The organism is Mycolicibacterium rutilum, assembly GCF_900108565.1.
Classification (GTDB): domain Bacteria; phylum Actinomycetota; class Actinomycetes; order Mycobacteriales; family Mycobacteriaceae; genus Mycobacterium; species Mycobacterium rutilum.
Genome location: NZ_LT629971.1, coordinates 2,892,091 through 2,903,043, shown reverse-complemented (window position 1 = coordinate 2,903,043; position 10,953 = coordinate 2,892,091). Strand labels below are relative to the sequence as shown.

12 protein-coding genes and 1 pseudogene are annotated in these 10,953 nt (G+C 69.0%); 7 read left to right on the top strand and 6 right to left on the bottom strand.

The features are described 5' to 3' along the window. Positions 1-118 precede the first annotated feature (118 nt). The 3 genes from BLW81_RS14230 to BLW81_RS14220 all read left to right on the top strand — a co-directional run bounded on the left by BLW81_RS14230 (position 119) and on the right by BLW81_RS14220 (position 3,338). The gene (locus tag BLW81_RS14230; protein WP_083410544.1) at positions 119-469 is read left to right on the top strand and encodes a DUF485 domain-containing protein; all 351 of its coding nucleotides are present in this window, start codon (positions 119-121) and stop codon (positions 467-469) included. Beyond that, positions 466-2,100: a monocarboxylic acid transporter gene (locus BLW81_RS14225; protein ID WP_083407713.1), complete on the top strand. Its 1,635-nt coding sequence runs from the start codon at positions 466-468 to the stop codon at positions 2,098-2,100. The genes BLW81_RS14230 and BLW81_RS14225 overlap by 4 nt, the downstream gene beginning before the upstream one ends. A gap of 74 nt (positions 2,101-2,174) precedes the next feature. Then, positions 2,175-3,338, top strand: a complete 1,164-nt coding sequence (locus tag BLW81_RS14220) for an MFS transporter (protein WP_268875599.1) — start codon at positions 2,175-2,177, stop codon at positions 3,336-3,338. A 1-nt stretch (position 3,339) separates the two neighbouring features. Here BLW81_RS14220 and BLW81_RS29380 read toward each other — a convergent pair whose 3' ends face one another. Together BLW81_RS29380 and BLW81_RS14215 are read right to left on the bottom strand one after the other, a co-directional pair. Then, positions 3,340-3,510 carry a DUF5302 domain-containing protein gene (locus BLW81_RS29380; RefSeq protein WP_157897696.1) on the bottom strand — a complete coding sequence of 57 codons (171 nt, stop codon included), beginning with the start codon at positions 3,508-3,510 and terminating at the stop codon, positions 3,340-3,342. A 15-nt stretch (positions 3,511-3,525) separates the two neighbouring features. Next, positions 3,526-3,969, bottom strand: a complete 444-nt coding sequence (locus tag BLW81_RS14215; protein WP_083407712.1) for a PPOX class F420-dependent oxidoreductase — start codon at positions 3,967-3,969, stop codon at positions 3,526-3,528. A gap of 48 nt (positions 3,970-4,017) precedes the next feature. On the opposite strand from BLW81_RS14215, the gene BLW81_RS14210 reads away from it, so the two are divergent. The 3 genes from BLW81_RS14210 to BLW81_RS14200 all read left to right on the top strand — a co-directional run bounded on the left by BLW81_RS14210 (position 4,018) and on the right by BLW81_RS14200 (position 6,216). After that, complete coding sequence (locus tag BLW81_RS14210; protein WP_162277403.1) at positions 4,018-4,848, top strand: class I SAM-dependent methyltransferase; 831 nt, start codon at positions 4,018-4,020, stop codon at positions 4,846-4,848. Then, on the top strand, positions 4,845-5,366 hold the full coding sequence (locus tag BLW81_RS14205; protein ID WP_083407711.1) for a DUF1697 domain-containing protein: 522 nt from the start codon (positions 4,845-4,847) through the stop codon (positions 5,364-5,366). The genes BLW81_RS14210 and BLW81_RS14205 overlap by 4 nt, the downstream gene beginning before the upstream one ends. Positions 5,367-5,439: 73 nt before the next feature. After that, positions 5,440-6,216 carry a class I SAM-dependent methyltransferase gene (locus tag BLW81_RS14200; RefSeq protein WP_173839723.1) on the top strand — a complete coding sequence of 259 codons (777 nt, stop codon included), beginning with the start codon at positions 5,440-5,442 and terminating at the stop codon, positions 6,214-6,216. On the opposite strand, the gene BLW81_RS14195 is transcribed toward BLW81_RS14200, so the two are convergent. Further along, positions 6,213-6,578 (bottom strand): Rv1152 family transcriptional regulator, encoded by a 366-nt coding sequence (locus BLW81_RS14195; protein ID WP_083407709.1) that lies wholly within the window; start codon positions 6,576-6,578, stop codon positions 6,213-6,215. The two genes, BLW81_RS14200 and BLW81_RS14195, sit on opposite strands and share 4 nt — an antisense overlap. Positions 6,579-6,614: 36 nt before the next feature. On the opposite strand from BLW81_RS14195, the gene BLW81_RS14190 reads away from it, so the two are divergent. Beyond that, positions 6,615-7,328 carry an NAD-dependent deacylase gene (locus BLW81_RS14190; protein WP_083407708.1) on the top strand — a complete coding sequence of 238 codons (714 nt, stop codon included), beginning with the start codon at positions 6,615-6,617 and terminating at the stop codon, positions 7,326-7,328. Here the strand turns inward: BLW81_RS14190 and BLW81_RS14185 are convergent. The 3 genes and pseudogenes from BLW81_RS14185 to BLW81_RS14175 form a co-directional block, all read right to left on the bottom strand. Next, positions 7,325-7,966, bottom strand: coding sequence for a class I SAM-dependent methyltransferase (locus BLW81_RS14185; protein ID WP_083407707.1), 642 nt, complete (start codon positions 7,964-7,966; stop codon positions 7,325-7,327). The two genes, BLW81_RS14190 and BLW81_RS14185, sit on opposite strands and share 4 nt — an antisense overlap. Continuing rightward, the gene (locus tag BLW81_RS14180) at positions 7,947-8,642 is read right to left on the bottom strand and encodes a TetR/AcrR family transcriptional regulator (RefSeq protein WP_083407706.1); all 696 of its coding nucleotides are present in this window, start codon (positions 8,640-8,642) and stop codon (positions 7,947-7,949) included. The genes BLW81_RS14185 and BLW81_RS14180 overlap by 20 nt, the downstream gene beginning before the upstream one ends. After that, positions 8,639-10,911 (bottom strand): annotated as a pseudogene (locus BLW81_RS14175) (MMPL family transporter). Before BLW81_RS14175 ends, BLW81_RS14180 begins: the two are co-directional and overlap by 4 nt. Positions 10,912-10,953 lie beyond the last annotated feature (42 nt).

The window sequence follows — 10,953 nt, the reverse complement described above, 5'->3', positions numbered from 1 at the left end:
CGTTCACCGCACCGGTGCCGGGCTTCGGCGCGTGGACCGTCCTGCCTATGGGTATGTGACGTGCATCTCATCTAGCTTCGGCAGCTGAGCCGTTCACACCCCGAGTCAGGAGTTCGTGATGCCCCAACTAGACATGCCGCACCGGGACACCCCGGTCAGCGGCGCCGAATTCCGGGCCGTGCAGGCCAGCCCGGAGTTTCAAGATCTCCGCCGTCGGTTGCGCCGCTTCGTCTTCCCGATGAGCGCGGTGTTCCTCATCTGGTACGCGGCCTACGTGATGCTGGGCGCGTTCGCCCACGACTTCATGGCCATCCAGGTGTGGGGCAACATCAACGTCGGGCTGCTGATCGGGCTCGGCCAGTTCGTTTCGACGTTCATCATCACCGGGATCTACGTCCGCTTCGCCAACCGCGATCTCGACCCGCGGGCCGAGGCGATCCGCAACAAGCTCGAAGGCGGTGCGGTATGACCACGCTGCTCGCCCAGGCCGACACCACCGTCGGCAACCCCGCGGCCAACATCGGCATCTTCGCGCTGTTCGTCGCGGTCACGCTCTACATCGTGATCCGCGCCAGCAAGAAGAACGCGACCGCTGCGGAGTTCTTCACCGCCGGCCGCTCGTTCACCGGGCCGCAGAACGGCATCGCGATCTCGGGTGACTACCTGTCGGCTGCCAGCTTCCTCGGCATCGCCGGCGCGATCGCCGTGTACGGGTACGACGGCTTCCTCTACTCCATCGGCTTCCTCGTCGCCTGGCTCGTCGCCCTGCTGCTGGTGGCCGAATTGCTCCGCAACGCAGGCAAATTCACGATGGCCGACGTACTGAGCTTCCGGCTCAAGCAACGCCCGGTCCGGTTGGCCGCGGCCACCACGACGCTGGCGGTCTGCCTGTTCTACCTACTGGCGCAGATGGCCGGCGCCGGCGGTCTGGTCGCGCTGCTGCTCAACGTCACCAGCGACTTCGGCCAGGCCGTGGTGATCGCCGTCGTCGGTCTGCTGATGATCGTCTACGTGCTGATCGGCGGCATGAAGGGCACCACCTGGGTCCAGATCATCAAGGCCGTGCTGTTGATCGGCGGCGCGGCGCTGATGACGGTGTGGGTGCTCGGCAAGTTCGGCGCGAACTTCTCTGAGATCCTCGGCGCCGCGCAGTCCGCGGTGTCCGGTTCGAGCAGCGAGGCCGTCGCCGCCCGCGACGTGCTCGCCCCCGGCGCGCAGTATGGCGCGTCGCTGACCTCGCAGATCAACTTCATCTCGCTGGCGCTGGCGCTGGTGCTCGGCACCGCGGGCCTGCCGCACGTGCTGATGCGCTTCTACACGGTGCCGACGGCCAAGGAGGCCCGCCGCTCGGTGGTCTGGGCGATCGCGCTGATCGGCGCGTTCTACCTGTTCACCCTGGCGCTGGGCTACGGCGCGGCCGCGCTGGTCGGCCCCGACACGATCCTGGCCGCACCCGGCGGACAGAACGCCGCGGCGCCGCTGCTGGCCTTCGAACTGGGCGGGGTGATCCTGCTCGGGATCATCTCGGCGGTGGCCTTCGCGACGATCCTCGCGGTGGTCGCGGGGTTGACCATCACCGCGGCGACGTCGTTCGCCCACGACATCTACGCCAGCGTGCTCAAGAGCCACCGGGTGACCGAGGCCGAGCAGGTCCGGGTCTCGCGGATCACCGTCGTGGTGCTCGGTGTGCTCTCGATCGGCCTGGGCATCCTGGCCGCCGAGCAGAACATCGCGTTCCTGGTGGCGCTCGCGTTCGCGGTGGCCGCTGCGGCCAACCTGCCGACGATCATCTACTCGCTGTACTGGCCGCGGTTCAACACCCGCGGCGCGCTGTGGAGCATGTACGGCGGCCTGATCTCGACGATCCTGCTCATCGTGTTCTCCCCGGCCGTGTCCGGATCCAAGACCGCGATGCTGCCCAATGTCGACTTCGCGTGGTTCCCGCTGGCCAACCCCGGCATCGTGTCGATCCCGCTGGCGTTCTTGCTCGGCATCGTCGGCACACTGAGCTCGCCGGACCGCGGCGATCCCGACATCAACGCCGAGTTCGAGGTCCGCTCCCTGACCGGCGTCGGCGCCGAGAAAGCCGTCGCTCACTGAGCTGATCGGGATTAGGGTGCCCGCCGAGGTGGTTATCAACAAGCGTGCTTGAAACCGCCTCGGCGGGTCCTCGTGTGACCGCCCACCGCATCGCGTTCCCGCTGCTGGCGTACGCGTTCGCCGCGATCATGCTCGGCACCACGATGCCGACGCCGATGTACGCGCTCTACGGCGAGCAGATGCACTTCAACGTGCTCACCACCACCGTCATCTACGCGGCGTATGCGGGCGGCGTGCTGTTCGCGCTGTTGGCGTTCGGCCGATGGTCGGACGCGATCGGACGGCGCCCGATGCTGCTCGGCGGCGTGGTCGCCGCACTGATCAGCGGCGGGGTATTCCTGGTCGCGGATTCGGTGCCGGCGCTGCTCGTCGCGCGGGTGTTCTCCGGATTGTCGGCCGGTGTCTTCACCGGCACCGCGACGGCGGCGGTCATCGAGGCCGCCCCGCCGCAGTGGCGCAGCAGGGCCGCGGCCGTCGCCACGGTCGCCAACATCGGCGGTCTGGGCGCCGGGCCCATCGTGGCCGGAGTCCTGGTGCAGTACGCACCGCAACCCCTGCACCTGAGCTTCGTCGTGCACATCGTGCTCGCCGCCCTTGCCGGGGTCGCGGTGCTGCTGGTGCCGGAGACGTCGCCGCGGTCCGGCCGGCTCGCCGTGCAGCGGCTGTCGGTGCCCCCGGAGGTGCGGGCGGTGTTCATCCTGGCCGGCATCGCGGGCTTCGCCGGGTTCGCCGTGACGGGCCTGTTCGCCGCGGTCGCACCGTCGTTTGTGGTCGACGTCGTCGGCATCGGCAACCACGCGGTGGCCGGGCTGATCGCCGGTTCCGTGTTCGCCGCGTCCGCGCTCACCCAGGTCCTCACCAATACGATGGCACCACAGCGGGCGCTGGCCCTGGGCTGCGCGATCCTCGTCGCCGGAATGGTGATCCTCGCTGTCGCACTGCAACTTTCGTCGCTCATCGGGCTCGTCGCCGCGGCCGTGGTGTCCGGCGCCGGGCAGGGCATGAGCTTCAGCCGAGGACTGGCCGCCATCTCCGAGAGCAGCCCGGCCGAGCGGCGCGCCGAGGTCAACTCGACGTACTTCGTCATCGGCTACGTGGCGATCTCGGTGCCGGTGGTCGGCGTCGGGGTGGCCGCGCAGCACTGGGGTTTACGCGTTGCGGGCGTCAGTTTCGCGGTGGGCGTGGCCGTGCTCGCGGCGATCTGCCTCGCCGCGATCCTGGTCCGAGAGAGGCGCTAGGTCAGCCGCTCTTGCGCCGGAACTCGCGGCGGTTCTCGACCGGCCCGTGTGCCCGCGGCTGCTTGGCTCCGCCGTCCGTGTGTGCGGCGCCGCCGGCGGCCTTGGCGTTCTTGCGCTCCAGCGCTTCCCGGAACTTCCGCTTGGTGTCGTCTTCCGGTGCATCCGATGCCATGACGGCAGCGTAGCTCTAACGCCTCCCCGGCGGCATCCCATATACGTGAGAGATCCCCAGCGTCATCACCACCCGCCGGTCGTCGACCATGGCGCGGCGGTAGTCGTCCCAGTCCGGGTGTTCCCCGGCGATGTTGCGGTACAACGCGATCAGCGCCTCGACGGTGTCGTCGTCGGGGGCGGCGGCCGGCGGGGTGAGCACCGCGTCACCCTCGGCGACCGCGTACGCCCAGCCGTCGTCAGAGCTGACGTGGATCGACGCGCGCGGGTCGCGTCGCATGTTGCGGGTCTTGGCGCGGGGTTCGGTGATCGACACCTGGATGGTCAGCGCCCGCGGATCGAAGTAGTACGACACGTTTGACAATTGCGGCCTGCCGTCGCGTTTGATGGTCGCGAGAACCCCCAGCGAATTCCCACCGATCAGCGCGAGCAGCATGTCGTCGAACACGTGGCGTCCCATGACGAAAGACTACGTCTGTTCATAACCCAGCGTCCTTACCATTGACATGTGACCGATCTGATCGACGGCAATGTTCTCGAGGGCGTCTCGGCCACCACGCTGTGGACGCTGCACAACCGGGCCAGCGAGGCCAAGCGGTCCGACGGGGTGATCCGCGACCCGTGGGCGGTCACGCTGTTCGACGCGATCGACTACGACTATCGCAAGTTCGGCAAGCCCAACCAGTCGCACGGGCTGCGCGCGGTCGCCTTCGACACCGTCACCCGCCAGTACCTCACCGAGCATCCCCAGGCAGAGGTGGTGGCGCTCGCCGAGGGCCTGCAGACCAGCTTCTGGCGCCTCGACCGGCTCGGCGTCCTCGACGAAGTGACCTGGTACTCAATCGATTTGCCGCCGGTGATGGCGCTGCGACGCAAGCTGCTGCCGCGTGAAGACCGCGTCGTAGAGCTCGCGCAGTCCGCCCTGGACCGCAGCTGGATGGACCAGGTGGACGGTTCGGAGGGCGTGTTCATCACCGCTGAAGGCCTGCTGATGTACCTCGACCCCGACGACGCGCTGAACCTGATCCGCGATTGCGCGGCCCGTTTCCCCGGCGGCCGGATGATGTTCGACTCGGTGCCGCGCTGGTTCAGCGTGCGCACCATGCAGGGCAAACTGAAACTCTCCGACCGCTACACCGCGCCGCCGATGCCGTTCGGCATGTCGCCGGACGACGCGGTCGCGCTGGCCGGCCACATCCCGGGCGTGCGCGCCGCCCATGACATCGCGATGCCGCGCGGCCGCGGCCTGTTCACGGTGCTGGCCTCTCCGCTGTGGGACCGGGTCGGTTTCCTGCGCCGCGGCCGCCCCAGCCACACCCTGCTGGAGTTCGCGTCGTGACGCGGTATGCGGCGTTCCTGCGGGGCGTCAACGTCGGCGGGGTGAACCTGAAGATGGCGGAGGTCGCCGCCGCACTCGAGGGCGCCGGATTCACCAATGTGCGAACGATTCTCGCCAGCGGCAACGTGCTGCTGGACAGCAGAGCCGGCACTGATGCGGTACGCACCAAGGCGCAGAAGGCGCTGCGCGACGCGTTCGGTTACGACGCCTGGGTGCTGGCGTACCCGATCGATGCGGTGGCGGCGATCTCCGCAGCGTTCCCCTTCGAGCGCGAGGTGGACGGCCACCACTCCTACGTGACGTTCGTGACCGACGAGCAGGTGCTCGACGAGCTCGCCGCGCTCGCCGACGGCGCCGGCCCGCACGAGAAGATCGAGCGCGGCGACGGCGTCATCTACTGGCAGGTGCCGCGGTCGACAACGCTGGAGACCACGATCGGCAAGACCATGGGCAAGAAGCGGTACAAGTCGTCGACCACCACCCGCAACCTGCGCACGCTGGACAAAGTCCTGCGCTAGTACCCTCGCTGGCGTGAGCTCCTCGCCCAAGGTCGACGGGTCCGCGCTGAGCGGGGTTTCCGAGACCGCGCTGATGACGCTGCAGGTACGTGCCACCGAGGCGCGCCGCCCGGACGCCCTCATCGACGATCCGATGGCGATCACGCTCGCCGACTCGATCGACTTCGACTACGCGAAGTTCGGCTCGTCGCGCCGCCAGGACATGGCCGTGCGGTCGATGGCGTTCGACAAGGAGACGCGCCGCTATCTCGGCGACCACCCGCGCGCGACGGTGGTGGCGCTCGCCGAGGGCCTGCAGACCAGCTTCTACCGCCTCGACGCCGCCGGCGTCGGCCACGAATTCCGTTGGCTGACAGTGGATTTGCCGCCCATGGTGGAGCTTCGCCAGAAGCTGCTGCCGCCGTCGGACCGGATTCGGATGCTGGCCCAGTCGGCGCTGGACTTCAGCTGGATGGACCAGGTGGACGCTTCCGACGGCGTGTTCATCACCGCCGAGGGGCTGCTGATGTACCTGCAGCCCGACGAAGCGCTGGGGTTGATCGGCGAATGCGCGCGCCGCTTCCCCGGCGGCCGGATGATGTTCGACCTGCCGCCCGCGTGGTTCGCCCGGCTGATCAGCCGGGGCCTGCTGCGGCCGTCGCTGAGCTACCGGGTGCCGCCGATGCCGTTCTCCATGACCCCGTCGCAGGTCGCCAACCTGGTCAACGAGATCCCGGGGATCCGCGCCGTGCACGACGTGCCGCTGCCGCCCGGCCGGGGCGCGGCACTGAACGCGGCGCTGTGGACGATGCAGCGCCTTCCGCTGTTCGACCCGGTCCGGCCGGTGTTCACACTGCTCGAGTTCGGTTAATCGAACGCCATCTCGACGTAGCGCAGCGCGCCGGCCTTGTCGATTCCGAGCGCCTTGGCCGCCGACACGAAGGTGTGCGCGGCCGCGGCCATCGCCTCGTCCGCCGGGTCGGCGCGGGCGATGAACGTGCCGAACCGGCCGCGGGTCTCGACGATGCCGGCGGCCTCGAGTTCCCGGTAGGCCCGCGCGACCGTGTTCACCGCGAGGCCGAGCTGACCGGCCAGTTCCCGCACGGTGGGCAACCTGGTTCCCGGCGGCAGCCTGCCGTCGCGCACGCCGTCGATGATCTGCGTCCTGAGCTGGTCGAACAAGGCGCCTGACGTGCGCTGATCGATGCGTACCCAATCCCCCAAGTTGGCCACGTGTTCAGTATTACGCAGAGCCGCTAGTTTGGTCATGTGCAAGTAGCGGTCCTCAGCGGTGCGGGTATCTCCGCCGAGAGCGGGGTGCCGACGTTCCGCGACGCCGAGACCGGGCTGTGGGCGAAGGTCGACCCCTACGAGATCTCCAGCTCGGACGGCTGGCGCGCCCACCCCGAGCGGGTGTGGGCGTGGTACCTGTGGCGCCACTACATGATGGGTGCGGTGCAGCCGAACAACGGCCACCGCGCGGTCGCCGCCTGGCAGGACTACGCCGACGTGCACGTCGTCACCCAGAACGTCGACAACCTGCATGAGCGCGCGGGCAGCAAGAAGGTCTACCACCTGCACGGTAGCCTGTTCGAATTCCGTTGCGACCGTTGCCAAGTCGGCTATGAGGGTGAGCTTCCCGAGATGCCCGAGCCGGTGGAGACGGTCGACCCGCCGCGCTGCGTGTGCGGCGGGATGATCCGTCCCAGCGTGGTGTGGTTCGGCGAGGCGCTGCCCGAGGACGCGTGGCAGCGGTCGGTCGAAGCGGTCACCGGCGCCGACCTGGTCGTCGTGGTCGGCACGTCGTCGATCGTCTACCCCGCTGCCGGGTTGCCGGAGTTCGCGCTGGCCAACGGCATTCCCGTCATCGAGGTCAATCCCGAGCGCACCCCGCTGTCGGACTCCGCGACGGTGTCGCTGCGCGAACCGGCGGCCGCCGCGCTGCCGACGCTGCTGCAGCGCCTGCCCGCACTGTTGGACTAGCCCGCGGGCCGCACAGCGCGGCCGATCGCAACCTCGGCGACCGGCAACGGCGCCCACCGCGGCATCGTCCATTCCCGCCGTTTGCCGGCCACCTGGAAACCGGCGGCGACGATGCTGTCCTCGGTGTGGCGGTGGGTGTGGCAGTTCCCGAGCAGCCGGGGCCACACGGTCGCGTCGGCGATCCGTTGCAGGCGCGCCCGCGCGCCGTCGCCGGCGATGTGCTCGAGATAGCGCAGTTCGCCACCCGGCCGCAGCAGCGAAAGCAGCTGCCGCAGAACGCTTTCCGGTTCCTCGACCGAGCACAGCACCAGCGAGCAGACCACCGCGTCGAACGGCTGAGTGCCGGCGGCCATGAACTGCTCGACGGTGTCGGTGCGGACGGTGACCGGTATCGGCGCGGTGGCGGCGGCGCGCTGCGCCTGTTCGGCGAGCCGGCGCTCGGGTTCGACGGCCACCACCTCGGTCACCGTGTCCGGGTAGAACTCGAAGTTCGTCCCGGTGCCCGCGCCGACCTCGAGCACCCGGCCGGTCAGCCCGTCGAGGTTCTCGCGGCGCAACCGCCGGATGGCGTCGGTCTCGTGGGCGGACAGCACCGTCCACAGCTTGGCGAAGAACGGGTTATCGACTGTGTTCGACATCGAGCAGTCCCTTCAGTTTCGCGACGGATGCCTGGGCCGGTGCGTCGCGGTCGATGACTCCCAGCGTGATGTGTCCCAGGCACACCGCGGCCAGCACGCGATCGGTGAAGTCCTCGGCATCGCCCCACGGCAGATACGGTTTGGAGATCAGCATGGCCGCCACACCGTGTGCGACGGTCATCAACTCGAGCGCCGCGGCGGTGGCGTCGCCGGGCGGGTAGATGCGCTCGGCCATCAGCTGCTCGACCGTGTGCCGCAGGTGCACGAACGCCGAACTGTTCAGCGCCACGTCCACATCGCTGCCCGGCCGGCTCTCGCCCATCGTCGCGATGCGGTAGAGCTGTGGGGTTTTCATCGCGAACCGCACATAGGCGAGGCCCTGCGCGCGCAGCACCTCGATCGTCGACGGCTGACCGGCGGCGACCGACTGCATTTCCTCGTCGAGCTTCTCGAAGTACCGCGCGCACACCGCGTCCAGCAGCGCGTCCTTGTCGGCGAAATGCAGATAGATCGACGGCGGTGTCACGCCGACCCGCTGCGCCACCGACCGGATCGACACGTCCTTGGCGTGACCGGTCTCGAGCAGCAGATCGGTGGTCGCGTCGAGGATCTCGTCGCGCAACTGCTCGCCGGCACCCCGTGGTGCACGCCGCCGCTTGATGGTGTCCGGCTTCATCTTGTCGCCGCCGATTCCACCGTTCGTTCCTCGGAGCGAGCCGAGCCGGACTCGCTGATCCCGATCCGTTCGTGCAGCCGGGCCAGCGGCTTCGGCGCCCACCAGTTCCACCGGCCGAGCAGATGCATGAACGCGGGCACCAGCGCCATGCGCACCAGTGTCGCATCCGCGAGCACCGCGAGCGTCAACCCGACGCCGAACGTCCGCATGAACGACACCTCCGCGGCGATCAACGCGGCGAACGAGATCGACATCAGCAGCGCCGCCGCGGTGACGACGCGACCGGTCCTGGCCAGACCGAGCGCGACGCTCTCGTCGTTGCGTGACTGCGGTGACGCGTCGGTGTGCGCCGACGCGAGCCAGTACTCGCGGATCCGCGACACCAGGAACACCTCGTAGTCCATCGACAGTCCGAACGCGATGCAGAACAACAGCACCGGCATGTTGGCCACCAGCGTTCCGGTCGGTGTGGTGCCCAGCGCGCCCAGGTGCCCCTCCTGGAAGATCCAGACCAGCGCGCCGAATGCGGCGGTCAGCGATAACACGTTGAGCACCAACGCTTTCAGCGGCAGTATCACGCTTCCGGTCAGCAGGAACAGCAGCACGAAGGTGATCACCGCGATCACCCCGAGCACCATCGGCAGCCGCGAGGTGATGGCCGAGGAGCTGTCCCTGTTGATCTGCGCGACCCCCGTCACCTGGACCGGGACGTCACCGGGGGTGGCCACGTCGTGCAGCCGGTTCAGCTGGTCCTCGGAGGCGTCGCTGAACAACGGCGCAGTACTGGTCACGGTCAGGAAGGCGCTGCCGTCCTTGGCGCCGGTCGCCGCCGACGGTGGGCCGACGCGGCGGCCGTCTTCGAAAGTTCCGCCGGGCGCCGAGACCGACGACACGTCGGGCACCCGCGAGAGGTCCGCGGCGTAGCGGTCGAGGTCGCCAGGCCTCAGGTCGCGGGTGTCGGGGATGACGACCGTGGCGTTCTGCGCGGAGTCGACGGCGAAGTTGGTGCGCAGATCGTCACCGACCTGTCGCGCCGACGCCGTGATGGGCAGCACGCGGTCGTCCGGAAACCCCCATTTGGCGCCGAGGAACGGTGCGCCGAGGAGCAGCAGCAGCGCCACGATCAACACCCCGATCGGAACGGCGCGGCGCATCGCGTATTTGGTGCAGCGGTACCAGAACGTCTGCTCGGCGGGTTTGCGCACCGGCTCCGGCCTGCCGAACAGCCGGCGCACGAACCGCCGCACGTCCAGCGCGTCGAGCCGGTCGCCGAGCAACACGATCGCTGCGGGTGCCACCACCACGGCGGCGACGGCGGCGAAGGTGACCACCGCGATCCCGGCGTAGGCGAACGATTTGAGGAAGTACATCGGGAACAGCACCATCGCGACCATCGACAGCGCGACGGTCAACGCCGAGAACAACACGGTCCGCCCCGCGGTCGCCATGGTGCGCAGCAGCGCGCGCTCCGGATCCGCGCCGTCGGCCAGCTCGTCGCGGTACCGGCTGATGATCAGCAGCGTGTAGTCGATCGCCAGCGCCAGCCCCATCGCCACCGACAGATTGAGCGCGAAGATCGACACGTCGGTGACGAAGGTGACCCCCCGCAGCACGGCCATCGACCCCAGGATCGCGAAGCGCCGATCGCCAGCGGCAACGCCGCGGCCAGCAGGCCGCCGAACACCCACACCAGCGCCACGAAGCACAGCGGGATCGCGATCGCTTCCATCCGCAGCAGGTCTTTTTCGCTCTGCCCGTTGATCTGCACGTAGGTCATCGCCTCGCCGCCGGCGCGCACGGTGACGCCGTCGCGATCGTGCACGAGCCGCTCGGTGAGTTCCTTGGCGTGATCCTGCGCGCCGCTCTCACCGCCGGTGATGCCCGCGACGATCAGCCCCGTCTTGCCGTCCTTGCTGATCAGCGCGGGCGCGGCGGGACCCGGCGCGGTCCACGCCGAGGTGACCTGAGCGACGTATGGCGAGGCGGCGAGTTCGTCGACCAGCTCGGTGCCCACCGCGCGTGCCTGCGGGCCGCGCACGTCGCTGTCGGAGGTCACGCTGATGATCAGCTCCATGTCGCCCTGACCGAACTTGTCCACCAGCAGTTGGGTGGCGCGTGCGGATTCCGACGTCGGGTCCTGGAATCCGCCGGCCGACAGGTGCTTGGCGACGGGTACGCCGAAGATGCCGCAGGCCACCATGACCAGTGCCGCAACCGCGATGATGCGCCGGGGCGCCCCGATGGCCAGGTGGGCGATTCGTTGGAGCACGCCGTCCTCCGCTCGATGGCTAACGGCGCTAACTTAACAACG

Coding starts and splice junctions, on each gene's coding strand:
- BLW81_RS14180 (WP_083407706.1), bottom strand. CDS start 8,642: ATGAAGCCGGACACCATCAAGCGGCGGCGTGCACCACGGGGTGCCGGC.
- BLW81_RS29380 (WP_157897696.1), bottom strand. CDS start 3,510: ATGGCATCGGATGCACCGGAAGACGACACCAAGCGGAAGTTCCGGGAA.
- BLW81_RS14200 (WP_173839723.1), top strand. CDS start 5,440: ATGACGCTGCAGGTACGTGCCACCGAGGCGCGCCGCCCGGACGCCCTC.
- BLW81_RS14230 (WP_083410544.1), top strand. CDS start 119: ATGCCCCAACTAGACATGCCGCACCGGGACACCCCGGTCAGCGGCGCC.
- BLW81_RS14215 (WP_083407712.1), bottom strand. CDS start 3,969: ATGGGACGCCACGTGTTCGACGACATGCTGCTCGCGCTGATCGGTGGG.
- BLW81_RS14185 (WP_083407707.1), bottom strand. CDS start 7,966: ATGTCGAACACAGTCGATAACCCGTTCTTCGCCAAGCTGTGGACGGTG.
- BLW81_RS14225 (WP_083407713.1), top strand. CDS start 466: ATGACCACGCTGCTCGCCCAGGCCGACACCACCGTCGGCAACCCCGCG.